This window comes from Kineosporiaceae bacterium SCSIO 59966 (genome assembly GCA_020881835.1).
Lineage (GTDB): Bacteria > Actinomycetota > Actinomycetes > Actinomycetales > SCSIO-59966 > SCSIO-59966.
The window spans coordinates 2,671,868-2,693,543 of record CP052876.1; the positions used below are offsets into that span (position 1 = coordinate 2,671,868).

The window sequence follows — 21,676 nt, forward strand, 5'->3', positions numbered from 1 at the left end:
CGGTGACCGCGCACCGCGACGGTGGGTCTACCGTCGGAGCCGATGTCCACGGCCACCGGCTCCCAGCGCATGACCCGGCGCAGCGCGGGGCGCAAGGCGCTGCGCCGCTACCTGCCCCCGCAGCACGGGGCGTGGGCCATGCTGCTGGTCCCCTACGCCGTCGGCGTCGTCCTCGCCGGCCCGGCGTGGCCGCACCTGCCGCTGCTCGTCGGCTGGCTGGCCGGCTACCTGCTGTCCTACTACGCGCTCCTTGCGGTGAAGACCCGGCGCCCGGGCCGGGTGCGCGACCAGCTGCGGCTCTACTCCGCCCTCGCCGCCCCCGCCCTGCTCGTTGTCGTCGTCGCCCGGCCCGTGCTGCTGTGGGCCGGGCCGGTCTTCGCCGTCCTCCTGGCCGTCAGCGCCTGGTACGCCTGGCGCCGGGACGAGCGCTCGATCGTCAACGACCTGGCCGGGATCACCCAGGGCACGCTGATGATCCCGGTGGCCGCACTCGCCGGTGGTCTGCCGGCGACGGCGACGTGGCCGGTGTGGGCGGTGACGTGGCTCTACTTCGCCGGTACCGCCTTCTACGTCAAGACGATGATCCGCGAGCGCGGTCAGCGGTCCTGGTGGCTGGTGTCGGTGGGCTACCACGTCGCCGCGGCCGCCGTCACCGTCGCAGTGGCGGCCACCGTCGCCGGAGCGCCGGCGGCCGTCACGACAGGCGTGCTGTTCGGCTGGCTGGCCGTGCGGGCGGCGGTGCTGCCGCGGTTCGCCCTGTCACCCAAGCAGGTCGGGATCCTCGAGATCGTGCACTCCGTCGTCCTGCTCGTCGTCCTCACGGTGGCACCCGGTCTCACGGCGGGTCGCTGACCGGCTCCCACACCGGCGGGTCCGCGGGCGCGAGGTCGGGGTCGTCGTCCGGGAACGTGCGCACCGGGCCCGGCCCGGTGCGCGGCCCCTCGAACCGCACGGTGACCCGGCGCAGTCCCGCGCCCCACACCCACCCCGGCCCGTGGACGGCATGGACGACGTCCTGACCAGGCCGCCAGGCCGGCCGGACGACGAGAGCCGGGACCGCGGCCGGCGCCGGGGCGGGCGCGGCCGGCGCCGGGTCGTCGCCCGCCGCCACGTCGTGGACCTCAGGCGGGCCCAGCTCGGCGAACAGGTCCTGCTGGGCGAAGTCGGTGAGCCCGGAGACCCCGACACCGAGCAGCCGGACGCCGCCACTGGTGTCGACGCCCTCGAGCAGCTGGGCCGCGACGGCGGCGATCTCCCGGACGGCGTCCGTCGGCTGGGGCAGCGTCACCGACCGGGTCAGGGTGGAGAAGTCGTAGCGCCGCAGCTTGAGGGTCACCGTCCGGCCGGACACCCCGTGCCCGGCGAGCCGGACGGCGACCCGGTCGGCGAGCCGCCGGACGTGCTCGGCCATCACCCGCCGGTCGGTGAGATCGGTGGGGTAGGTCTCCTCGGCGGACACCGACTTGGCCTCCCGCTCCGGGACGACGGGCCGGTCGTCCAGGCCGCGGGAGGCGGCGTGCACGGCGGTGCCGTGGGCCTGCCCGAGCAGCTCGACGAGGTCGTCGAGGCCGAGCGCGGCAAGCTGACCGACGGTCCGCACCCCCCGGCGGGCGAGCCGCTCCTCGCTGGCCGGCCCGATGCCCGGCAGCCGACGGACCGGCAGCGGGGCGAGTGTCGCGGCCTCCGTACCCGGGGCCACCACGCGCAGCCCGTCGGGCTTGTCGAGGTCGGAGGCGACCTTGGCGACGAGCTTGCTCGTGGCCGCCCCCACCGACATGGTCAGCCCGGTCGCCGCCCGCACGTCCGCGCGCAGCCGCTCGGCGACCGCCCGCACGGTCTGGACGTCGAGGTCCGGCGCGACCGGGGCCAGGTCCACGTACGCCTCGTCCAAGGAGACCGCCTCGACCAGCGGGGACACCTCGTGCAGCAGCCCCATCACCGCACGGGACGCGGCACGGTAGGCGGTGAACCGCCCGGCCAGGAAGGCGGCGTGGGGGCACCGGCGACGGGCCTCGGCGGTCGGCATCGCGCTGCCGACGCCGAACGCCCGCGCCTCGTACGAGGCCGTCGCGACCACCCCGCGCCCGCCGACGCCGCCGACGACGACCGGACGCCCCCGCAGGGACGGCTTGTCACGCTGCTCGACGGCGGCGAAGAACGCGTCGAGGTCGACGTGCAGGATCTCGGGCCGCTCGCGCATCACTCCCCCGGAGGCGGCCACGGCGGGACGACGAGAGCCTCCAGCGCCTCGGTGTCCGCAGCGGTCCACCCCTGGGGGGCCAGCAGAGCGACCCAGGCGTGGACGATCTCCGGCTCGTAGCGGTGGCCGTGGCCCGGTGGGACCTCGGCGGCGAGAGCGAGGTCGACGGCCACCTGCCAGAACGTGATGACCGGGTACCAGCGCATGGACGGCGAGACGTCCCGGCCCCGTTCGCCGTGCAGCCAGGCCGGCCGCTCCCACAGCAGGGACGGGTTCCACCACACGACCGGGTCGGAGGAGTTCTGCAGGTACACGACCTCGGGCACCACCACGTCGGCGGGCGGCGTGGGGTCGGGCAGGTCGGCCGGCGCGTCCGCCACGACGACCTGCGGGGCCTGGGCCGGCTCGGGCAGCCACACCGGGGAGCCGGGCTCCCGGCTTCGCAGCATCTCGTTCCACAACGGGTTGGCGTTCGTCGGGCCCACGAGCAGGACCGCGTCGGTGCGTTCCAGCAGCTCGTCGAGGTCGTCGAAGGCGCCCTCCGCCCCGTACGAGCCGAGGCTCTCGCCGTAGACGACGAGCTCGGGCCGGGCGCCGGCCGGCAGCGCGGACCACCGCTCGTGCACCGCGTCGAACAGGGCCTGGCCGGCGTGGCTGGCCGGGCTCGGGTCGAGCAGCACCGAGACCCAGCTGGGCAGGTAGCCGTACTGCAGGCTGACGACGGCGCTGTCCCCGCCGGTGAGGTACTCCAGCGCGTCGACGGCCTCCGGGTTGACCCACCCGGTTCCGGTGGCCGTCGCGACGACGAGCACCGACCGGTCCCAGGCGCCGGTGCGGTCGAGCTCGGCCAGCGCCAGGGCCACCCGCTCCTCGAGCTCCTCGGCGGAGTCCACGCCGACGTACACCCGCACCGGGTCGACCGGGTCGGCGCCGGCGAACTCACCGATCTCCACCGGCGACGGTCCGCCGGCGACGAACGCCTGCCCCTTGGCGCCCAGGCTCTCCCACGGCACCAGTGAGCCGGGCCCGCCGGATCGGGTGGCGGCGTCCGGGGGGGCGACACCGTCAGGGACGGTCCGGTTGTTCGCCGCCGCCGACTCCTCGGCGACCTCGAAGAACGAGTCGACCACGACGCCCTGGACGATGCCGCCGACGACCAGGGCGGCGACGAGACCGGCAAGAGCCGATGCCACCCACGCCGGGGCCACCCGGTCGACGAGCCGGCGGACGAGACGCGCCCCCAGGCGCACCGGCCGGGCGAGCAGGACGACAACGACGACGATGAGCACCGCGACGGCGAGGATCAGTGGTGTGTACCAGGGCTGGTCCTCCGCCATCCCGACGAGTGCCCGGGTCTGGCGCTGCTGCAGCCGGCCGGTCCACAGCGACGCCACGACGACCACGGCGCTGGCCCCGGTCACCACCGCCCAGGCGAACCGGTCGGACGGGGGCCGCCGTCCGGCGTCCAGTCGGCGCCGCAACGGCCGGCTGGCCATCTCGAGGAACGCGCCGAGACCGTAGCCGATGGCCGCGGTGATCCCGCCGACGAGGCCCTGCAGCAACCAGGACCGCGGGAGCAGTGACGGCGTCTGCGCCAGCGCGAAGAACAGCACCGCCACCACCACCGGGGTGCGGGACGGCCAGCGCCGGACCAGTGGGTCGGCAGGTTCCCCGGGGCGCGCGTGAAGGGCCCGGACGACGCCCGCGACGGTGGGCGACCGGCGGTCCAGGCGCCGCCGCCGCGGCTCGGTCACCGTCACGTCCCTCCCACAGGTCGGTCTTGCCGGCGCCATTCCATCGTCCCGGCCGGTACGGCACCGCACCGGGCACCGCGTCGAGCTCGGCGCGCCGCGTCTGGTAGACCTTCCAAGCACCCGGCGGCCGGTCCGCCCGTGCACGGCCGACGACACCCGGAGGTCCCGATGCCCGCGTCCCGCGTCCTGCCGACCCAGGAGGCGGCCGAGCTGCTCGCGCTGGTCCGCGAGCTGGCGACCCGGGAGCTCGCGACCCGGGCACCCGCCGCCGAGGCCGACGGCGTCTTCCCCCGGGAGATGTTCCGGCTGCTGGGTCGCGCCGGCGTCCTGGGCCTGCCGTACCCGCAGGAGCACGGCGGCGGAGGCCAGCCCTACGAGGTGTACCTGCAGGTGCTCGAGGAGATCGGGTACGCGTGGGCGACGGTGGGCGTCGGCACCAGCGTCCACGCGCTCGCCTGCTTCCCGCTCGTCACGCGCGGCACGCCCCAGCAGCAGGACCGCTGGCTGCCGGACCTGCTCGGCGGCGAGCTGCTCGGCGCGTACTGCCTGTCCGAGCCGCAGGCCGGGTCCGACGTCGCCGCGATGACGACCAGGGCCCGCCGGGACGGCGACGAGTACGTCGTCCGCGGCGCCAAGGCCTGGACGACGCACGGCGGGGAGGCCGACTTCTACACCGTGCTGGCCCGGACCGGGGACGCGCGCGGTGACATCACCTGCCTGCTCGTGCCCGCGGACGCCGAGGGGCTCTCCGCGGACCCCCCCGAGCGGAAGATGGGGCTGACCGGCTCGACGACGGCGACGATGCGCTTCGACGACGTCCGGGTGCCGGTGGAGCGCCGGATCGGCGAGGAGGGCGAGGGGCTGCGGATCGCCCTCGCCGCCCTGGACGCCGGCCGGCTCGGCATCGCCGCGGTCGCCACCGGTGTCGCCCAGGCAGCGCTCGACACCGCCGTCGCCTACGCCAAGGAGCGGGAGGCGTTCGGACGGCGGATCATCGAGCACCAGGGGCTGGCGTTCCTGCTCGCGGACATGGCCGCGGCGGTGGACAGCGCCCGGGCGGCCTTCCTGCACGCCGCCCGGCTCAAGGACGCCGGGCTGCCGTACAGCCGGGCCGCGTCGGTCGCCAAGCTCGTCGCCACCGACAACGCGATGCGGGTGACGACGGACGCCGTCCAGGCGCTGGGCGGCTACGGCTACACCAAGGACTTCCCCGTCGAGCGCTGGATGCGCGAGACGAAGGTCATGCAGATCTTCGAGGGGACCAACCAGATCCAGCGGATGGTCATCGGCCGCCACCTCGACACGGGTGACCCCGGCACCATCACGCACGTCACGAGGGAGACCAGCTGATGCAGCTCGACCGCACCGCCGCCGTCGTCACCGGAGGGGCGTCCGGCCTCGGGGCGGCGACCGCCGCAGCCCTCGCCGAGCGCGGGGCGTCGGTGTTCGTGCTCGACCTGCCGGCGGCGGTGGACGCCGCGGACCGGCTCGAGGGCGTGGAGTACCTGCCCACCGACGTCACCGACGCCGAGCAGGTGCGGGCCGCCGTGGGGTCCGCCGCGCAGTCCGGCGTCCCGCTGCGGACCGTGGTCAACTGCGCGGGCATCGGCCCGGCGGCACGGATCGTCGGAAAGTCGGGGGTGCACGACCTGGGCCTGTTCGCGAAGGTCGTCGAGGTCAACCTCGTCGGCACCTTCACCGTGCTGGCCCTTGCCGCCGAGCAGATCGCCCGCACGGAGCCCGACGAGCAGGGGCAGCGCGGCGTCGTCGTCAACACCGCGTCGGTCGCCGCGTTCGAGGGGCAGATCGGCCAGGTCGCCTACTCGGCGTCCAAGGGGGGCATCGTCGGGATGACCCTGCCGGCCGCGAGGGACCTCGCCCAGTACGGCATTCGCGTGTGCACCATCGCCCCCGGCATCGTGGAGACGCCGATGCTCTCCACGGTCAGCGAGGAGTTCCGCGCGTCGCTCGCCGCCGGCGTACCGTTCCCCCAGCGGCTCGGCCGCCCCGACGAGTACGCCCAACTCGCCCTGGCGATCATCGACCACGACTACCTCAACGGCGAGGTGATCCGAATGGACGGCGCGCTGCGGATGGGCCCGCGCTGAGCCGGTCCCGGCCGCGGCCCAGCGTGGACCCGGCGGTCCTGGGCGTCGTCGCCGCCGGCGGCGCCCTCGGCGCCTCGGCCCGGTACGCCCTGGCGCTCGCCGTCCCCTGGGGCGGCAGCGGCGTTCCCTGGGCCACGTTGACGGCGAACGTCCTGGGGTGCCTGCTGATCGGCGTCCTCATGGGGGTGCTCGTGCGGCACGGCCCGCCGGGCCCCGAGCCGGCGGTGCACCGGCTGGTGCGGCCCTTCGTCGGGGTCGGCGTTCTCGGCGGGTTCACGACCTTCTCGACGACCCTGCTCGAGTCCGCCCGGCTGGCCGACGGCGGCGGGTCGTGGGAGGCCGCCGGGTACCTCGTCGGGACGACGGTGGCGGCGCTCCTCGCCGTGCACGTCGGGGTGCGCGGGGCCCAGCGCGCGGGGCGTGGCCGGTGACCTGGTTGCTCGTCGTCCTAGGGGCCGCCGTGGGCGCCGTCCTGCGCTACCTGCTCGACGCGTGGGTGAACCCGGTGAGCGGGCGGGCCCTGCCGCTGGGGACGTTGCTCGCCAACGGGACCGGGACGCTGCTGGCGGCTGCCGTCGCCGGGGCCGCCCTCCCGAGCGCGGCGGCCGTCGCGGTGGGGATCGGGGTCGCCGGGTCGCTGACGACGTACAGCACGTTCAGCTACGAGGCCTTCCGGCTGGACGCCGAGGGGGTCCGGCCGCTCGCCGTCGGGTACGTGCTGGTGACTCTCGCGGTCGGCGTCGCCGCGGTGCTCGCCGGGACGGCGCTCGGCGGCCTGCTCGGCGAGGCGGTCCACGGGTGAGCCGGACCGGCCGGGCGCCGATCGGCTGAGTGAGGACCGCAGCAGGCCGCGGCCCTGTCCGGTCATCGCGTCCGGCATCCGGACGGCGCTGCGCCCCGTTGTGAGCCGCCGCCTAGCGTTCCGCCAGCACGACGACACCCGGAGGACAGCACCGATGCGGATCTGCCAGTGCCAGCGGCAGAACCAGGTCCAGCGCAGGCACGTCGACCTGCTGCGGACCTGCACCGCGCTGTGTCGTCTCGGCTGAGCCCCAGGCCTGCCTGCCCCGCCGGTGACCCCGGTCCCTGCTGCGCGCTCGAGCGCCGCCGACCGGTGCGTGCCGGCACCGCTCCGTCGTATCCGAGAGGTACCCATGACCACCCGTCCCACCACGGACGACGCCCCCGCGCGCCGCCGGTCCCGAAACCCCTTCACCGCCGTCCCGTTCAGCGTCCAGGTGCTCGTCGGCCTCGTGCTCGGCGTCGTCCTCGGCCTCGTCGCCCGCTCGATGGGCACAGTCGGCCCGGAGCAGGACCCGAACTGGCTCACGACGACGCTCGACACGATCGGCGGCGCCTTCGTCACCCTGCTGCGCGCCGTCGTCCCACCGCTGGTGTTCCTCGCCATCGTGGCGAGCATCGCCAACCTGCGGCAGGTCACCGACGCTGCCCGCCTGGCCGGCCGGACCCTGCTGTGGTTCGCGATCACGGCCCTGTTCTCCGTCAGCATCGGCATCGCTCTCGGCCTGCTGACGAACCCCGGCCTCAACACGGGTGTGGACGCCGGCGCCGCCGGCGAGCCGTCCAGGACAGGCTCCTGGCTGGACTTCCTCGTCGGCATCGTGCCGGGCAACGTGCTCGGCCTGCAGGCGTCGACCTCGGAGGGCGCCGACGGGTCGCTGAGCACCGGCCTGTCGTTCAACGTCCTGCAGATCATCGTCGTGGCCGTGGCGGTCGGCGTCGCGGCGCTCAAGGTGGGCCGGGCGGCCGAGCCGTTCCTGGCCTTCAGCCGCTCCGCGCTGGCGGTGGTCCAGAAGGTGCTGTGGTGGATCATCCGGCTCGCACCGCTCGGCACCGTCGGCCTGCTCGGCCGGGCGGTGGCGAGCTACGGCTGGGACGCCCTGGCGCCGCTCGGGGTGTTCGTCGCCGACGTGTACGTCGGCCTCGCGCTCGTGCTCTTCGTGCTCTACCCGGTCCTGCTGCGGCTCAACGGGCTCAGCCCGCTGCGGTACTTCGCGGCTGCCTGGCCGGCCATCCAGCTCGGCTTCGTCTCCCGCTCCTCGATCGGCACGCTGCCGGTGACCGAGCGGGTGACCGAGCGGAACCTCGGCGTCCCACGGGCCTACGCCTCGTTCGCCGTGCCGCTCGGCGCGACGACGAAGATGGACGGGTGCGCCGCGATCTACCCGGCGCTGGCCGCCATCTTCGTGGCGCAGTTCTTCGGCGTGGAGCTCGGTGTCACCGACTACCTGCTGATCGCGTTCGTGTCGGTCATCGGCTCTGCCGCGACCGCGGGCGTCACCGGAGCCGTCGTCATGCTGACGCTCACCCTGTCCACGCTCGGGCTGCCGCTCGAGGGCGTCGGCCTGCTGCTCGCCGTGGACCCGATCCTCGACATGGGCCGGACGGCGGTGAACGTCGCCGGTCAGGCGCTCGTGCCGACGATCGTCGCCAAGCGCGAGGGCATCCTCGACGAGGCCGTCTACGCCGCGGCGAACGCCAAGGACCCGTTCGCCGACGAACCGCTCGACCCGGACCTCGTGGAGCCGGTCACCCGGTCGGACGAGCGGGCACCGGCGGGCGCGTCCGGCGCCTGATCGCCACACCAGGAGGACCGGGACGCCGGAACCGGACGGTGTTCGTCGTCCGGACCGCCCCGGTCCTCCTGGCCCGGCGATCTCTAGGGGTGCTCCGCGGTCCGAGGCCGTGGGTGGCCCCTTACCGTGCGGGCTCAGCAGTCGCAGCCGCACTCCTCTGGCGGACAGGTGGGGTCCTCGCAGCAGTCCACGGTCAGGTCCAGCGTCATCATCGTCACCTCCTCTGGCGTTGGTGGGCACCACGTTCCGGGGGCGGGCGGGGGACAGTCCTCGTCAGGCAGGGCGTCCCGCATCGCAGCCATCTCGGTGCGCAGCGCGGTCAGTCGAGTGATCTCGGCGTCGACCTCCGCCATGCGGCGGGACAGCAGGTGCTCGGCAGGTTCACAGGGACACCGGCCGGTGTCCCGGACGGTCAGCAGGTCCCGGATGTCGGCGAGCCTCAGCCCCAGCCGCTGCGCCCCCTGGACGAATCGGAGCCGGTCGACGTCCGCGGCGTCGTACTGCCGGTACCCGGCCGGAGTCCGCTCGGGCTGCGGCAGCAGCCCGAGCTTCTCGTAGTAGCGGACGGTGCCCGGTTTCACGCCGACGGCAGCGGCGAGCTCGGCAACCCGCATCCCGCCTCCGGAGCCCGTCCTCGTCGTCATACCTGCTGACGCTAGACCTTCGAGTCGGCTCCAAGGTCAAGCGAGCGCGACGGGCTGGTGATCGGGGGGCGGGGCTCACGAGGCCGAACCGAGCAACGAGACCGCCAGCGCCAGCATGACGACGGCGATGAGCCCGTCGAGCACCCGCCACGAACGTGCTGAGGCGAACACCGGGCGCAGCAGCCGTGCCCCGTAGCCGAGCCCGACGAACCAGAGGACGCTGCCCGCCACCGCGCCGGCGGCGAACCACCACTGCCGGCCCGGGTGGGTCTGGGCGATCGACCCGAGCAGGACGACGGTGTCGAGGTACACGTGCGGGTTCAGCCAGGTGAGGGCGAGCGCGGTGGTGACGGTCACCCGTCGGGACGCCGAGCCGGCGCCGTCCGGTGTCAGCACGCCGGGCCGCAGGGCCCGGCGGGCAGCGAGCAGTCCGTAGCCGGTGAGGAAGACCGCCCCGGCGACGCGGACGACGTCGACCAGCCACGGCCGGGACCCGATGACCGCTCCGGCACCGGCCACTCCGGCGGTGATGAGGACGGCGTCAGAGGCAGTGCAGACCGCCACCACAGCGCCCACGTGCTGCCGGCGCAGCCCCTGCCGGAGCACGAACGCGTTCTGCGCCCCGATGGCGACGATGAGGGACAGCCCGAGGCCGAGTCCGGCCAGGGCCGCGACGAGGTCGGCGGGCACCCGGCAACGCTACGGCCACGGCGGGATCGAGGATCCCAAGGACGGCGTCGCCAGAACCGTCGTGAGCTGCCCTTCTTCAGCGAACCTTCACCAAAGTCCCCCGGGATCCACCACACGGTCCGCCGACCGTACTGGGGTAGAGATCCCGACCGCGGGGCGCAGAGAGGACGACATGACGGGTTCCCCGATCCACGTCACGGTGGTGCACGCGCCGGCGTGCCACCTCTGTGAGGACGCCGAGGCCGAGCTGTCGCGGCTCGCCGGCTCGTACCCGCTCGTGATCGAGCGTGTCGACATCCGCAGCCAGCGGGGCCAGGACCTGACCCGCCGCCACCGGTCGCCGATGAGTCCGCTGGTGCTGGTCGACGGCACCTTCTTCAGCTTCGGCCGGCTCCCCCGCAAGAAGCTGGTCCGGCTCCTCGAGCAGCGGCACTCCGTTGCCGCACAGGCGGGTTGAGCGGTGGGAGACCTGCTGACCACCGGGTCGGTGCTCGCAGCGTTCTTCGCCGGCGGAGTCGCCCTCTTCGCCCCCTGCTGCATCGTCTTCCTCGCGCCGTCCTACCTGGCGGTCGCGGTCAAGAACCGCCGGTGGCGACTGCTGCCCCTGACGTTCGCGTTCACCGCGGGACTCGCGCTCGTCCTGGTCCCGATCACGCTCGGGATGAGCCTGGTAGCGGCCACGATCGCGAACTACCACTCGCTGCTGTACTACCTCGGCGGTGCCTTCATGCTGGCGCTGGCGGCGTTCAGCCTCTCCGGCCGGATGATGAGCCTGCCGTCCTTCCTGCGCGCACCGGACACCAGCCGCGGGGAGACCGGCAGCTTCTTCGCCCTCGGGGTCTTCTCCGGGGTGGCGTCCTCCTGCTGTGCCCCGGTCCTGGCCGGGGTGATGGCGCTGTCGGCGTTGTCCGGTTCGGCGCTCGGGGGCATCACCCTCGGCCTGGCCTACACCTTCGGCATGGTGTTCCCGCTCTTCGTGATGGCCCTGCTGTGGGACCGGTACCGCCTCGGTGAGCGCCGCTTCCTGCAGGCGCGTCCCGTCCGGCTCCGCCTGGGCGGGCGCGTCCTGGCTACGAACACCGTCAACCTCGCCGTGGCGCTCGCGTTCACCGTCATGGGCGTCTTCGTGATCTTCCTGGCGAACACCGGCCAGATGACCAGCGGCCCACGCTTCCAGGGCGCCATCGGCCAGAGGCTGGCGGCGGTCTTCGGTGAGATCGAGGGTCTGACTGCCGGTGTGCCCGAACCCGTACTGGGTCTGGGTGTTCTCGCCCTGGCAGCGGTGTTCGTGTACGCCACCCTGCGCGACCGGCGTCCTGAGGGCGTGGACCCCGCGCCGCAGGACGGCGCCGAAGCCCCCGACTGCCACGCCGACCACCACACCGACCACCCCGTCAGCACACCCTGAGGACCGACGATGACCACCAGGACCACGGCCCACCAGGCCGAGCAGGAACGCCGTGAGAAGGCCAACCAGCTCCGGCGCCAGCAGGAGCAGCAGGACCACCGACGGCGAGCGCTCGTCATCACCACCTGGGTCGCCGTCGCCGCGGTCCTGGCCGCCGTTCTCGCCGCGATGATGCTCACCTCGAGGCCCGCCTCCTCGAGTGAGGCGCGGCCGGCACCGGACTTCAGCCTCGTGAACACCGACGGCCGCGAGGTGAGCCTGGCGGACTACCGGGGAGAGAACGTCCTCATCTACTTCAACGAGGGGGCCGGCTGCCAGTCCTGCCTCGTGCAGATGGCCGAGATCGAGCGGCAGGTCGGCGACGAGCTCGCCGCTCTCGACGTCACCGTCCTGCCCGTCGTGATGAACACCCGTGAGCAGATCCTCGCCGACATGACCGCCAACGGGGTCAGGACCCCGTTCCTGCTGGACGACGGCACGGTGTCCGAGGCGTACGGCGTCCTCGGCACGGGCATGCACGCCGGGCTGCCCGGCCACAGCTTCGTCCTGATCGACCGGGACGGCGTCCAGCGCTGGTACGGCGAGTACCCCAGCATGTGGCTCGACCCGACCGAGCTCGCCACCGAGCTGCAGCACCGGCTGAACGCCTGACGGCCGCTGCGTGGGGCTGGCACTGAACCGGCACCGCGGACGACGGCGTCAGCGGTCCACCCACGTGCGCGGATCCCGCTGCAGGTCCGTCTCCGGCTGACCGGTCCACCGGCCGGCGGCGGCCTCGGCCACCTCGGCGAGGCGATTCGCCCGGGCCCGTTCCGCGGGGGTGAAGGGCTCACCCGGCCGGGTGAAGACGAACAGGCCGGTCCACGGTGAGGGGACACGCAGCGTCGTCGCCGCCTCGGAGGCGGCGTCGGGTCCACCGGTGAGCGCCGTGATGCGGTCGACGACGAGGCGGGCGCGGAGCAGCTCACAGACCGCCAGGGGCAGCTCCGCGGCGTCGGCTGCGACACGAGCGGCGTACGACAGAGCAGTGGTCTGGCCGTCGACGAGGGCCAGCGCCGAGGTCGGCCACACCTGAACGTCAGCGCCCCCGGCTCTCTCGACGGCGGCACCGATCGCCGCGCTCTCCACCTCCTCGGGTGCCACGGCGATGATCTCGTCCAGCGCTCCGTTCTCGAGCGGGTGGATATGGATGCTGAGGATGTTGGCGTCCAGCCTGGCGAGGCCCCTCGCGAGCTGCTCCAAGGCTCCTGGGTGGTCATCGACCCTCGTGCGGATCCTCCACAGGGCGGGCGCGGTCTCGACGCGCCGGCGCATGGCCAGGGCGGGAGCGTGCAGCCACGTCCGGAGCAGCCGCATGGCCGACGGCTCGACGACCCAGATGACGAGCACGGTCGTTGTCACGGTGAGCACCACGACCGTTGTCAGGTACGACAGGTGGTAGTGGACGACGAGGGCGTGCAGGACGAGCTCGACCGGGAAGACGACAAGGAGCTTGGCCAGGGCGAGCCGTGCCCGCCGGGGGTGCGGCCGGCGGCCGCACACGTCGCAGGCGTCTGCGCCCGTCACCGCCTGCGTCAGATGCTGGTCCATGCGCTCACCATGGCGCGATGGCGTTGCCGCCGGGTTCCGTCCACGTCCCGCGGAGGTTGCAGCTTCGACAAGGTTCGGTGTGGAGGTCAGAGCCGGGAGGCTCTACGCCGGTCCCCGGCTCGTCACCTAGGCGCCGGTCCGGTGTCGCTCGGTCGAGAGCCGGCACGGGGACTCGAACCCCGAACCGCCCGATTACAAGTCGGGTGCGCTACCAGTTGCGCCATGCCGGCGGGACGCCCGGACTCTAGTCCGGGCGGCGGTCGTCGGGGAGGACGACCCGACAGCGGTGCGGCCGGTGACCCGAGCCGGGGGCGGCGCGGGTCACCGGCCGGGCCCTCACCCGGCGGCGGCGACGGCCGCCTCCACCGCCTCACGCGAACGGTCCTGCAGGATCTCGCCCTCGACCATGACCGTCGGCGTGCCCTGGACGCCGGCCTGGGACGCGGCGTCCGTGGCGTTGGCCGCCCAGCCGGTGTACCGCTCCTCGAGCACGCACTGCTCGGCCTCGGGGTCGGCGCCCGCGGTCTCGGCGATGGACCAGATCTCCTCGTTGGTCATCCCCGGCCCCTCCTCGGCGACCTGGTTGACGAACATGAGCCGGTTGAACTCCGAGAACGCCTCCGGGGAGGTCTCCCCGACGCAGGCCGCAGCGCTCGCGGCCCGGGTGGAGAACTCGGTGGTGGAGTACCGGTCGAGGATGGCGATCGGCTTGTGCACCAGCGCGATCTCACCGGCCTCGGCCTTCTCCACCAGCCACTCGCCGTCCTGCGCCTCGTACTGGGCGCACGCCGGGCAGGCGTAGTCGAGGTAGACGGCGACCTCCGGCGCGTCGGCCGGACCGGTGCGGACGCCGTTGTCGACGAGACCGCTCGGGACGGCCGTGGCGTCCGAGACGTTGCTGCGACCCGCCTGGACGATGGCGCCGACGGCCACGACGACGAGCAGCACGCCGATCACGGCGCCGACGATGGCCAGCCGGCGGTTACGCCGCTGCCTGGCCTCGGCCTCCTCGCGCATCCGGCGGGCCTTGTCGCGCGCCGCCTCCTTGCGCTCGGCCTTGGTGGGACGGGGGGCGTTCGTGCTCATCGGGAGGCTCCTCGTGGTTCGGCGGCGTCAGGGTCGGCCGTGCTGGGGTCGTCGGAGTCGGGGTCGTCGGAGTCGGGGTCGTCGGAGTCGGGGTCGTCGGAGTCGGGGTCGTCGGAGTCGAGGTCGTCGGCGTCCAGGATGTGCCGGTCCGGGAACAGGACGTTGTCCAGGGCGAGCCGGGTCCGCGGCCGCCACACCAGCCATGCCGAGGCGGCGAGCAGAAGCAGGTCCCGGAGGATCTCCTGCGGGTACTCGGTGTCCTCGGCGCTGACCTCACCGCCGCCGCCGAAGCAGCCGCAGTCGATGGTCAGCCCCCTGGCCCAGGCGGACGCGACCCCGATGATGAACGCGATCATCAGCAGGCCGGACATTCCGGCGGCGATCCGGGTGCCGAGCCCGAGCAGCAGCAGCAGCGCCACCGCGACCTCGAGCACCGGCAGTCCGAAGCCGACGACCTGGACGACCGGCTCGGGCAGCAGCTGGTAGGCCCGGACGGCGCGGACGGACTCGTCCGGGTCCGGCAGCTTGATCGCACCGGCGTAGCCGAGGACCCCGGCCAGCACGAGGCGCAGGACAGTGCCCACCCAGGGAACGACGCTCGCGCGGTTCATCGGGTTCCGCCTCGTCGGGTCAGCAGCCACCCGCCGGCGGCAAGGACGACGGCGCCGGCGCCGAGCGCCCACGGCAGCACCGCGACGTCCGAGCCGTCCGTCTCTGGACCGACGGCAGCTGAGGCGGTCGGCTCGGGGGTTGCCGGCGGCGGCACGGACGCCGGAGACGTCGCCGGGGGCGACGCAGACGACCGGGAGTCTGTCGCAGTGGGCCGCACCGTGAAGCCGTACTCGCCGGTGAGCGGGTGGCCGTCCTGTGCGGTGACCCGCCAGGTGAGGGTGTACTGGCCACCGGGGACGCCGTCGGGGACGGCGGCGGTGACGGTGCGGCCGTCGACGACCGGGGCGGCCAGCTCGACGACGCCGTCCGGGCCGGTGAGCCGCAATCGGGTGCCGAGGTCGAGGACGTCGCCGGTGAACTCGAGCCGGATCTCGGTCAGGTCCGGGACGGTCTGGTCGACGGCCGGGGCAGTGGAGCGCAGGTCGGTGTGCGCCGCCGCCGGGGCGGTCGACCCGAGGAGCACAGCGGGGACGGCGAGCGTCGCGCCGATCGTGACGAGCACGGCACGTGCCGCGGGGGGCCGGGGGGCGTGAGGGCGGGCTCGGGACAAGGGCACGAACATGGTCGGGAACATGGTCGGGTTCTCTCCGTAGCGGACGGGTGAGCGGGCGGCGGGCGCGTCAGACGCGTCGCGCCACCGGCGGACCGCGCCGTCCCACGGAGCGCTGCGGCACGGCGATGTCGACGGTGGCCTGCTCGGACGTCACCGGCACCGTCACCGGGCGGCTCGGGACCAGGACCGGCTCGGTCACCCGCACGAGCACCGCGCCGACGAGGGCCCCCACCGCACGCACGGCGTCCTCCAGCCGGGCCAGCCACGCTCCCCCGGCGACGGTCAGCACGGTGTGCACGGCGAGCAGCGGCACCACGGACACGACGGCGGTCAGCGCCACCTGCTGAGCGGCCCCCGGCGACAGGCCGCTCGACAGGCACATCGTCGAGGCGCTCCACCACGCCAGGTCGAGGCCGGCGGCCGCGGCCCGGCCGACGGCCTGCAGGCACCCCACCGGGTGAGTGAGGGCGAGGACGACGTGCAGGGCCACCTGGGCGGCCAGGACACTCGTCAGGCAGGAGCTACCGGCACGGTCGGCGAGACGCGCAGCACCAGCCGCCAGGACGACACCGGCAGCGACCGCCAGCGGCTCGGGCGGCGCCCCGGCGACGAGGCCGTGCGCGGCCACCGTCGTCAGGACGGCGAGGACGAGGACGACGAGCAGGCGGGGAGCACCCCCCGCCGAACCGGTACCCGCCGCGGACATGGCACGACTGTACGTGAGCCGACACGCCTCAGACCCGTCCTGCCGGCTCGTCGTGACCGGACCGTCACCTCAGGCCCAGAGGCGGACCGGGCAGCGGCGTCCAGTCGGGCTGCGCGCCACCGAGCGCGACGAGGACGGCGGCGGCCGTGACCAGCAGGAGCAGCACGACCGCCACCTGTGACCCGCCGCGACCGGGGGCGACCGCCCGGACCACCGTCCGGGTGCCGCGCCGCAGGGCGGCGCCGCCCGGTCCCCACCACGCGGCGACAGCAGCGGACGCTGCCCCGGCCGCCAGCGCCACCGGGCTGCCAGGGGTGACGCCGGTCAGCCGCAGCCCGCCGTCACCGAGGAACCAGCCGGTGAGGAACGCGACGGCCACGCCGAGCAGCAGGGGCAGGACGAGGGCGACGACGGCGACGACGGTCGCGGGCACGAGGTGCCACGGAGACGCCGCCACGGCCCGGACGACGTCGGCTCGCCGAGGCCCCCGCTCGTGCCGGCGCCGCAGCAGTGCGCCGTGCGCCCGGTCCACGGTGCGGGCCAGCGCAGAGCCGACCAGGGCGGCGATGACCGCGACAGCGGGGGCTACGGCGGCCACCGCCACCAGGGCGAGCAGCCCGGCGGCGATCGTGCCGCTGCGTCGCGGCGGGACAGCCAGCGCCGCAGCAGCCAGCGGGTACGGCGGGTACCCCGGCGGCGGGTACGACGGGTACCCCGGCGGCGGGTACGACGGGTACCCCGGCGGCGGGTACGACGGGAGCTCGTAGTGCGGCGGTGCGACCGCACCGGCGTCGCGCTGCCGGACCACCGGTTCGAGTGCCGCCGTCGGCGGGACCGGGACCACGCTGGTGGGATCCTCGACCTCTCGAGCTGGCTCGTCGTCCCAGGCCTCGTCGTCCCACGCCTCGTCGTCCGGCGCCTCGTCGTCCCACGCCTCGTCGTCCCAGGCCTCGTCGTCCGCGTCGTCCTCCCGCAGCCGCTCGACGGCCGTGCGCAGCTCGGCAGGGCGGGGACGGCGCAGCGGGTCCACCTCCAGTCCGCGGCGCAGCACGTCGATCAGCCCCGCCGGCACCCCCTCCAGGTCGGCGTCGCCGCGGCGCACCCGGTCGAGCACCACGTCGACCGGGCCGCGACCGAACGGTGGCCGGCCGGTCGCGGCGAACGTCATCGTGGCCGCCCAGCCCCACCAGTCGGTCGCCTGCGTCACCGGCTCGCCGGCGACCACCTCCGGCGACAGGTAGCCCGGCGTCCCCATGACGAGCCCGGTGGAGGTCAGCCGGACGTCGTCGGCGACGTGCGCAATCCCGAAGTCGATGACGACGGGGTCGCCGTCGAGCATGAGGACGTTGCCGGGCTTGAGGTCACGGTGGACGACCCCGGCCTCGTGGACGGCAGCCAGCGCCTCCCCCAGCCCGTCACCGAGGACGGCGAGCCGCTCGGCGTCCAGCGGGCCGTGCTCGCGGACGTGGACGTCGAGCGGCGGGGCGGGCACGTACTCGGTGACGACGTAGGGGGTGTCGCAGTCGACGTCGGCGTCGAGCACGGCCGCGACCCGGGGGCTGCGCACCCGGCGCAGCGTGTCGACCTCACGGGCCAGCCGTCGGCGCGCCTCCGGGTCGCCGGCGACGTGGGGGCGCAGCACCTTGACGGCGACCGCCCGGCCGCCCTCGTCGAGGGCCAGGTGGACGACGCCCATCCCGCCCTCGCCGATCCGCTGCACGAGCCGGTAGCGGCCCAGTCGCCCCCCGGTCGGCTCCGTCCTCGTCACCGCTCCACGGTACGGGAGTGACGCTCAGCGGCTGATGTACGCCTCGAGCTGGTCGCGCTCGCTCTGCAGCTCGCTCATCCGCTGCTTGACGACGTCGCCGATGCTCACGATGCCGACGAGTACGCCGTCCTCGAGCACCGGGACGTGCCGCACCCGCTGCTCGGTCATGACGGCCATGAGGTCGTCGACCGTGGCGGACGGACTGCACGTGTGGACGTCCGCGGTCATGATCTGCGACACCTCGGTGTCGAGGACGCCGTCGCCGTCGGTGCTGAGCCGGCGGACGACGTCCCGCTCGCTGACGATGCCCTCGACCGTGCGCCCGTCGGTGGACACGACGAGGGCACCGACCCCTCCCTCGCGGAGTCGCTCGAGCAGGGTGCGCACCGACTCGGTCGGCGCGATCGTCAGCACCTCGGTGCCCTTGTGCCTCAGGACTCCGGAGATCTGCATCCCACACCACCTCTCGCGGCCGCGCCGGCGGTGGCGCCCGCCCGGTCTCGCCGCCGTGCCCCGAACGTAGCCGCTCGCGCGGCCGAGCGGGAGGGGTCCGCCGCCGGTATGTTGGCCTCGACCCAGTCGAAGGAGCTGTCGTCGTCGTGCCCACTGGTAGCGAGGTCGTGCCGGACGGCTACGAGTTCGTCGTCGTCGCCAACCGGCTCCCGGTCGACCGGCAGGTCGAGGCGGACGGCACCACGTCGTGGCGGCGGTCCCCCGGCGGCCTGGTGACCGCCCTGGAGCCGGTCATGCAGAAGGCCGACGGCGCCTGGGTCGGCTGGTCCGGCGCCCCCGGGGAGGCCGACGCCCCGTTCGACGCCGACGGGATGCGCCTGGTCCCGGTGCCCTTGAGCGCCGAGGAGGTCGCCGACTACTACGAGGGGTTCTCCAACGCGACGCTGTGGCCGCTCTACCACGACGTCATCGTCGCCCCGGAGTTCCACCGCGACTGGTGGGACGCCTACGTCCGGGTGAACCGGCGCTTCGCCGAGGCCGCGGCCGAGCAGGCCTCGCACGGCGCGACGGTCTGGGTGCAGGACTACCAGCTCCAGCTCGTCCCCGCGGTGCTGCGCGGGCTGCGCCCCGACCTGCGGATCGGGTTCTTCAACCACATCCCGTTCCCGCCGTTCGAGATCTTCGCCCAGCTGCCCTGGCGCCGGCAGGTCATCGAAGGGCTGCTCGGCGCGGACCTGCTGGGTTTCCAGCGGGTGCAGGACGCGAACAACTTCCTCCGGGCGGTACGCCGCACCGCCGGCCTGAGCACCCGCGGGCAGTCCGTCCGGGTCCAGGACGCCGCGGGCGAGCGCCGGGTGCGAGCGCACGCCTTCCCGATCTCCATCGACTCCGCCGGCCTGGACGCGATGGCCCGCCGGGAGGACGTCGTGCGGCGGGCAGCGGAGATCCGCGCAGAGCTCGGCTCCCCGCGCCGGATCGCCCTCGGCGTCGACCGGCTGGACTACACCAAGGGGATTCGCCACCGCCTCAAGGCCTGGGGCGAGCTGCTCGAGGACGGCAAGGTCACCCCCGAGGACAGCGTCCTGGTCCAGGTGGCGACCCCGAGCCGGGAACGGGTCGAGCACTACCGCGTGCTCCGGGACGAGATCGAGCTCACCGTGGGCCGGATCAACGGTGACCACTCCCGGCTCGGCACCCCGGCGGTGCACTACCTGCACCACTCCTACCCGCGGGAGGAGATGGCGGCGCTGTTCCTGGCCGCCGACGTCATGCTCGTGACGTCGCTGCGCGACGGGATGAACCTCGTCGCCAAGGAGTACGTCGCCTCCCGCCACGACGAGCGCGGCGTCCTGGTGCTCAGCGAGTTCACCGGCGCGGCCGACGACCTGCCGCAGGCGCTGAAGGTCAACCCGCACGACATCGACGGGCTCAAGGAGACCATCCTGCGGGCCCTGTCGATGCCGGACGCCGAGCAGGCCCGTCGGATGCGGGCCCTGCGCCGACGGGTGCTCGACCGGGACGTCGCCCGCTGGGCCGACTCGTTCCTGTCCGCGCTCCAAGGGCCCCAGCCGTGAGCGGCCTGCCGGCGGACCTCGACGCCGCCCTGCGCCGGTTCGCCGGCGCAGGGCGGGTGCTCGTCGCCCTGGACTTCGACGGCTGCCTGGCCCCCATCGTCGAGGACCCCTCGGCGGCGCGGGCGCTGCCCGGCTCGGACGCGGCGCTGCGGGCCCTCAGCCGCCGTGACGGCGTCCGGGTGGCGCTGGTCAGCGGGCGGGCGCTGGCGGACCTGCGGGCCGTCGCCGCCCCGCCACCGGAGGTCGTGCTGGTGGCCAGCCACGGTGCCGAGGTCGCCGGGGCAGACGGTCCGGAGGTGCCGGACGAGGTCCTTCGGCACGTGGTGTCCCTCCTGGAGCCGGTCGTCCTCGACCATCCCGGCACGGCCCTGGAGCACAAGCCAGCCGGGGTCGTGCTGCACACCCGCCGCGCCCCTCGGGCCGTGGCCGACGCCGCCACCGCCGCCGCGCTGCGGGCGGTCGCGGACGTCGAGGGCGCCCACGTGCTGCAGGGCAAGGAGGTCGTCGAGGTGTCGGTCGTCGAGGCCGACAAGGGCAGCGCGCTGCTCGAGCTCGCCGGCACCCTGGGGGTCGACGCGGTGCTCTACGCCGGGGACGACGTCACCGACGAGCACGCCTTCGCGGCGCTCGCCCGCCGGGGGGTCGACGCCGACGTGACCGTCAAGGTCGGCGAGGGCGACACCGCCGCCAGGTACCGGGTGGACGGTCCCGCGGCCGTCACCGGGGTGCTCGAGCGGCTGCTCACCCTGCGCGGCTGATCCCCGCCGCTGCCCCGCCGTCCGGTCAGTCGTGCCGGTCAGTCGTGCCGGCCGGCCGTGCGGCGCGGCGCGGCGCCGGTCGAGGACCGCACGACCAGCTCCGGACGGAACACGTACTCCGCCCGGGGCGCGGGCACCCCGGTGATCTCGTCGAGCAGGGCCCGGACCGCCGCGGTGCCCATCGCCTGCACCGACTGCCGGATCGTCGTCAGCGGCGGGTCGGTGAAGGCGACGAGCATCGAGTCGTCGTACCCGACGACGGACACGTCACCGGGCACGCTCAGGCCCCGCTCGCGGACGGCTCGGATCGCCCCGAGCGCCATGAGGTCCGAGCCGCAGATCACCGCGGTGCACCCGGCGTCCACCAGCCGGCCGGCGGCCGCGGCACCCCCCTCGACGCTGAACAGCGTGTACTCGACGAGCCGGTCGACGTCGTCCGTGCCGACGTGCGTGCTCATCGCCGCCCGGAACCCGGTCACCTTGCGGATCACCGGCACGTACCGCGACGGGCCCAGCGCCAGCCCGATCTCGCGGTGCCCGAGGGAGACGAGGTGGGAGACGGCCAGGTCCATCGAGGCCACGTCGTCGTTGGAGATGAAGGGGGCGTCGACGCCCTCGGCGTAGCCGTTGACCAGCACGATCGGCAGCCCGCGCTCGCGCAGCCTGGTGTACCGGCTGGTGTCGGCGGTGGTGTCGGCGTGCAGGCCGGAGACGAACACGATGCCGGAGACCCCCCGCTCCAGCAGCATCTGGGTGTAGTCGTCCTCGTGCACCCCACCGGGCGTCTGGGTGCACAGCACCGGAGTGAAACCGTGCTGCGCCAGCGAGTTCTCGATCACCTGGGCGAACGCCGGGAAGATCGGGTTCTCCAGCTCGGGGACGATGAGCCCCACCAGCCCGGCGCTCTTGAGCCGAAGCCGTGAGGGCCGCTCGTAGCCGAGGACGTCCAGGGCGGTGAGGACCGCCTGCCGCGTGCTGTCCGCCACCCCCGGCTTGGCGTTGAGCACCCGGCTGACCGTGGCCTCGCTGACCCCGGCGTGAGCGGCGATGTCCGCCAGACGCGCTCTCATGTGGCGCACGCTACAGCACGCTTGCGAAAACTTGCAGAAAGACCC

Annotated in this window: 22 protein-coding genes, 1 tRNA gene and 1 pseudogene; 11 read left to right on the top strand and 13 right to left on the bottom strand. The window is 74.2% G+C overall.

Annotated features, from left to right (window positions below; all coding sequences use genetic code 11):
- Nucleotides 1-42 precede the first annotated feature (42 nt).
- Nucleotides 43-852, top strand: a complete 810-nt coding sequence (locus HJG43_12490) for a YwiC-like family protein (protein UER55222.1) — start codon at nt 43-45, stop codon at nt 850-852.
- On the opposite strand, the gene HJG43_12495 is transcribed toward HJG43_12490, so the two are convergent.
- Together HJG43_12495 and HJG43_12500 are read right to left on the bottom strand one after the other, a co-directional pair.
- On the bottom strand, nt 836-2,200 hold the full coding sequence (locus tag HJG43_12495; protein UER55953.1) for a DNA polymerase IV: 1,365 nt from the start codon (nt 2,198-2,200) through the stop codon (nt 836-838). The two genes, HJG43_12490 and HJG43_12495, sit on opposite strands and share 17 nt — an antisense overlap.
- Nucleotides 2,200-3,954 (bottom strand): hypothetical protein, encoded by a 1,755-nt coding sequence (locus tag HJG43_12500; GenBank protein UER55223.1) that lies wholly within the window; start codon nt 3,952-3,954, stop codon nt 2,200-2,202. Before HJG43_12500 ends, HJG43_12495 begins: the two co-directional genes overlap by 1 nt.
- Before the next feature lie 168 nt (nt 3,955-4,122).
- On the opposite strand from HJG43_12500, the gene HJG43_12505 reads away from it, so the two are divergent.
- The 5 genes from HJG43_12505 (at nt 4,123) to HJG43_12525 (ending at nt 8,659) form a co-directional block, all read left to right on the top strand.
- The gene (locus HJG43_12505; protein ID UER55224.1) at nt 4,123-5,304 is read left to right on the top strand and encodes an acyl-CoA dehydrogenase; all 1,182 of its coding nucleotides are present in this window, start codon (nt 4,123-4,125) and stop codon (nt 5,302-5,304) included.
- Nucleotides 5,304-6,062 (top strand): SDR family NAD(P)-dependent oxidoreductase, encoded by a 759-nt coding sequence (locus HJG43_12510; GenBank protein ID UER55225.1) that lies wholly within the window; start codon nt 5,304-5,306, stop codon nt 6,060-6,062. Before HJG43_12505 ends, HJG43_12510 begins: the two co-directional genes overlap by 1 nt.
- Complete coding sequence (locus HJG43_12515) at nt 6,059-6,493, top strand: CrcB family protein (GenBank protein ID UER55954.1); 435 nt, start codon at nt 6,059-6,061, stop codon at nt 6,491-6,493. Before HJG43_12510 ends, HJG43_12515 begins: the two co-directional genes overlap by 4 nt.
- Nucleotides 6,490-6,864 (top strand): CrcB family protein, encoded by a 375-nt coding sequence (locus tag HJG43_12520; protein UER55226.1) that lies wholly within the window; start codon nt 6,490-6,492, stop codon nt 6,862-6,864. The genes HJG43_12515 and HJG43_12520 overlap by 4 nt, the downstream gene beginning before the upstream one ends.
- Nucleotides 6,865-7,216: 352 nt before the next feature.
- Nucleotides 7,217-8,659 (top strand): dicarboxylate/amino acid:cation symporter, encoded by a 1,443-nt coding sequence (locus tag HJG43_12525; protein UER55227.1) that lies wholly within the window; start codon nt 7,217-7,219, stop codon nt 8,657-8,659.
- Between the two features lie 134 nt (nt 8,660-8,793).
- Here HJG43_12525 and HJG43_12530 read toward each other — a convergent pair whose 3' ends face one another.
- Nucleotides 8,794-9,303 carry a heavy metal-responsive transcriptional regulator gene (locus HJG43_12530; protein UER55228.1) on the bottom strand — a complete coding sequence of 170 codons (510 nt, stop codon included), beginning with the start codon at nt 9,301-9,303 and terminating at the stop codon, nt 8,794-8,796.
- Between the two features lie 75 nt (nt 9,304-9,378).
- Complete coding sequence (locus HJG43_12535) at nt 9,379-9,993, bottom strand: amino acid transporter (protein ID UER55229.1); 615 nt, start codon at nt 9,991-9,993, stop codon at nt 9,379-9,381.
- A 172-nt stretch (nt 9,994-10,165) separates the two neighbouring features.
- Between HJG43_12535 and HJG43_12540 the strand changes: the two genes are divergently transcribed.
- From HJG43_12540 to HJG43_12550, 3 genes are read left to right on the top strand one after another with little or no spacing between them, the layout of a single operon-like run.
- Nucleotides 10,166-10,450 (top strand): glutaredoxin, encoded by a 285-nt coding sequence (locus HJG43_12540; GenBank protein ID UER55230.1) that lies wholly within the window; start codon nt 10,166-10,168, stop codon nt 10,448-10,450.
- Nucleotides 10,451-10,453: 3 nt separating this feature from the next.
- Nucleotides 10,454-11,401, top strand: coding sequence for a cytochrome c biogenesis protein CcdA (locus tag HJG43_12545; GenBank protein ID UER55231.1), 948 nt, complete (start codon nt 10,454-10,456; stop codon nt 11,399-11,401).
- A gap of 9 nt (nt 11,402-11,410) precedes the next feature.
- Nucleotides 11,411-12,052: a peroxiredoxin family protein gene (locus tag HJG43_12550; GenBank protein ID UER55232.1), complete on the top strand. Its 642-nt coding sequence runs from the start codon at nt 11,411-11,413 to the stop codon at nt 12,050-12,052.
- Nucleotides 12,053-12,178: 126 nt separating this feature from the next.
- On the opposite strand, the pseudogene HJG43_12555 reads toward HJG43_12550, so the two are convergent.
- From HJG43_12555 to HJG43_12590, 8 genes and pseudogenes are all read right to left on the bottom strand, one after another.
- Nucleotides 12,179-12,991: pseudogene (locus tag HJG43_12555) on the bottom strand (ACT domain-containing protein).
- Between the two features lie 157 nt (nt 12,992-13,148).
- Nucleotides 13,149-13,221 (bottom strand) — tRNA-Thr (locus tag HJG43_12560).
- 106 nt (nt 13,222-13,327) lie between these two features.
- On the bottom strand, nt 13,328-14,077 hold the full coding sequence (locus HJG43_12565; GenBank protein ID UER55233.1) for a thioredoxin domain-containing protein: 750 nt from the start codon (nt 14,075-14,077) through the stop codon (nt 13,328-13,330).
- On the bottom strand, nt 14,074-14,688 hold the full coding sequence (locus HJG43_12570) for a DoxX family membrane protein (protein ID UER55234.1): 615 nt from the start codon (nt 14,686-14,688) through the stop codon (nt 14,074-14,076). Before HJG43_12570 ends, HJG43_12565 begins: the two co-directional genes overlap by 4 nt.
- A complete protein-coding gene (locus tag HJG43_12575) occupies nt 14,685-15,251 on the bottom strand; it encodes a copper resistance protein CopC (GenBank protein ID UER55235.1) in 567 nt (188 codons plus the stop codon). Before HJG43_12575 ends, HJG43_12570 begins: the two co-directional genes overlap by 4 nt.
- Nucleotides 15,252-15,369: 118 nt before the next feature.
- Nucleotides 15,370-16,008 carry a hypothetical protein gene (locus HJG43_12580; protein UER55236.1) on the bottom strand — a complete coding sequence of 213 codons (639 nt, stop codon included), beginning with the start codon at nt 16,006-16,008 and terminating at the stop codon, nt 15,370-15,372.
- 64 nt (nt 16,009-16,072) lie between these two features.
- Nucleotides 16,073-17,776, bottom strand: a complete 1,704-nt coding sequence (locus HJG43_12585; GenBank protein UER55237.1) for a serine/threonine protein kinase — start codon at nt 17,774-17,776, stop codon at nt 16,073-16,075.
- A 24-nt stretch (nt 17,777-17,800) separates the two neighbouring features.
- Nucleotides 17,801-18,229 (bottom strand): CBS domain-containing protein, encoded by a 429-nt coding sequence (locus HJG43_12590; GenBank protein ID UER55238.1) that lies wholly within the window; start codon nt 18,227-18,229, stop codon nt 17,801-17,803.
- Between the two features lie 167 nt (nt 18,230-18,396).
- Here HJG43_12590 and HJG43_12595 point away from each other — a divergent pair, with 167 nt between their 5' ends.
- Both HJG43_12595 and otsB read left to right on the top strand, forming a co-directional pair.
- Nucleotides 18,397-19,803: a trehalose-6-phosphate synthase gene (locus HJG43_12595; GenBank protein ID UER55956.1), complete on the top strand. Its 1,407-nt coding sequence runs from the start codon at nt 18,397-18,399 to the stop codon at nt 19,801-19,803.
- A gap of 5 nt (nt 19,804-19,808) precedes the next feature.
- Entirely contained in the window at nt 19,809-20,561 is a 753-nt protein-coding gene (otsB, locus tag HJG43_12600; protein ID UER55955.1) for a trehalose-phosphatase, read from the top strand.
- Nucleotides 20,562-20,599: 38 nt separating this feature from the next.
- On the opposite strand, the gene HJG43_12605 is transcribed toward otsB, so the two are convergent.
- Nucleotides 20,600-21,631, bottom strand: coding sequence for a LacI family DNA-binding transcriptional regulator (locus HJG43_12605; GenBank protein UER55239.1), 1,032 nt, complete (start codon nt 21,629-21,631; stop codon nt 20,600-20,602).
- Between the last annotated feature and the right edge of the window lie 45 nt (nt 21,632-21,676).

Excerpts from the sequence above, each read along its gene's own strand:
- HJG43_12490 (UER55222.1), top strand. The coding sequence starts at position 43 with ATGTCCACGGCCACCGGCTCCCAGCGCATGACCCGGCGCAGCGCGGGG.
- HJG43_12495 (UER55953.1), bottom strand. The coding sequence starts at position 2,200 with ATGCGCGAGCGGCCCGAGATCCTGCACGTCGACCTCGACGCGTTCTTC.
- HJG43_12505 (UER55224.1), top strand. The coding sequence starts at position 4,123 with ATGCCCGCGTCCCGCGTCCTGCCGACCCAGGAGGCGGCCGAGCTGCTC.
- HJG43_12510 (UER55225.1), top strand. The coding sequence starts at position 5,304 with ATGCAGCTCGACCGCACCGCCGCCGTCGTCACCGGAGGGGCGTCCGGC.
- HJG43_12525 (UER55227.1), top strand. The coding sequence starts at position 7,217 with ATGACCACCCGTCCCACCACGGACGACGCCCCCGCGCGCCGCCGGTCC.
- HJG43_12530 (UER55228.1), bottom strand. The coding sequence starts at position 9,303 with ATGACGACGAGGACGGGCTCCGGAGGCGGGATGCGGGTTGCCGAGCTC.
- HJG43_12540 (UER55230.1), top strand. The coding sequence starts at position 10,166 with ATGACGGGTTCCCCGATCCACGTCACGGTGGTGCACGCGCCGGCGTGC.
- HJG43_12550 (UER55232.1), top strand. The coding sequence starts at position 11,411 with ATGACCACCAGGACCACGGCCCACCAGGCCGAGCAGGAACGCCGTGAG.
- HJG43_12565 (UER55233.1), bottom strand. The coding sequence starts at position 14,077 with ATGAGCACGAACGCCCCCCGTCCCACCAAGGCCGAGCGCAAGGAGGCG.
- HJG43_12570 (UER55234.1), bottom strand. The coding sequence starts at position 14,688 with ATGAACCGCGCGAGCGTCGTTCCCTGGGTGGGCACTGTCCTGCGCCTC.
- HJG43_12580 (UER55236.1), bottom strand. The coding sequence starts at position 16,008 with ATGTCCGCGGCGGGTACCGGTTCGGCGGGGGGTGCTCCCCGCCTGCTC.
- HJG43_12590 (UER55238.1), bottom strand. The coding sequence starts at position 18,229 with ATGCAGATCTCCGGAGTCCTGAGGCACAAGGGCACCGAGGTGCTGACG.
- HJG43_12605 (UER55239.1), bottom strand. The coding sequence starts at position 21,631 with ATGAGAGCGCGTCTGGCGGACATCGCCGCTCACGCCGGGGTCAGCGAG.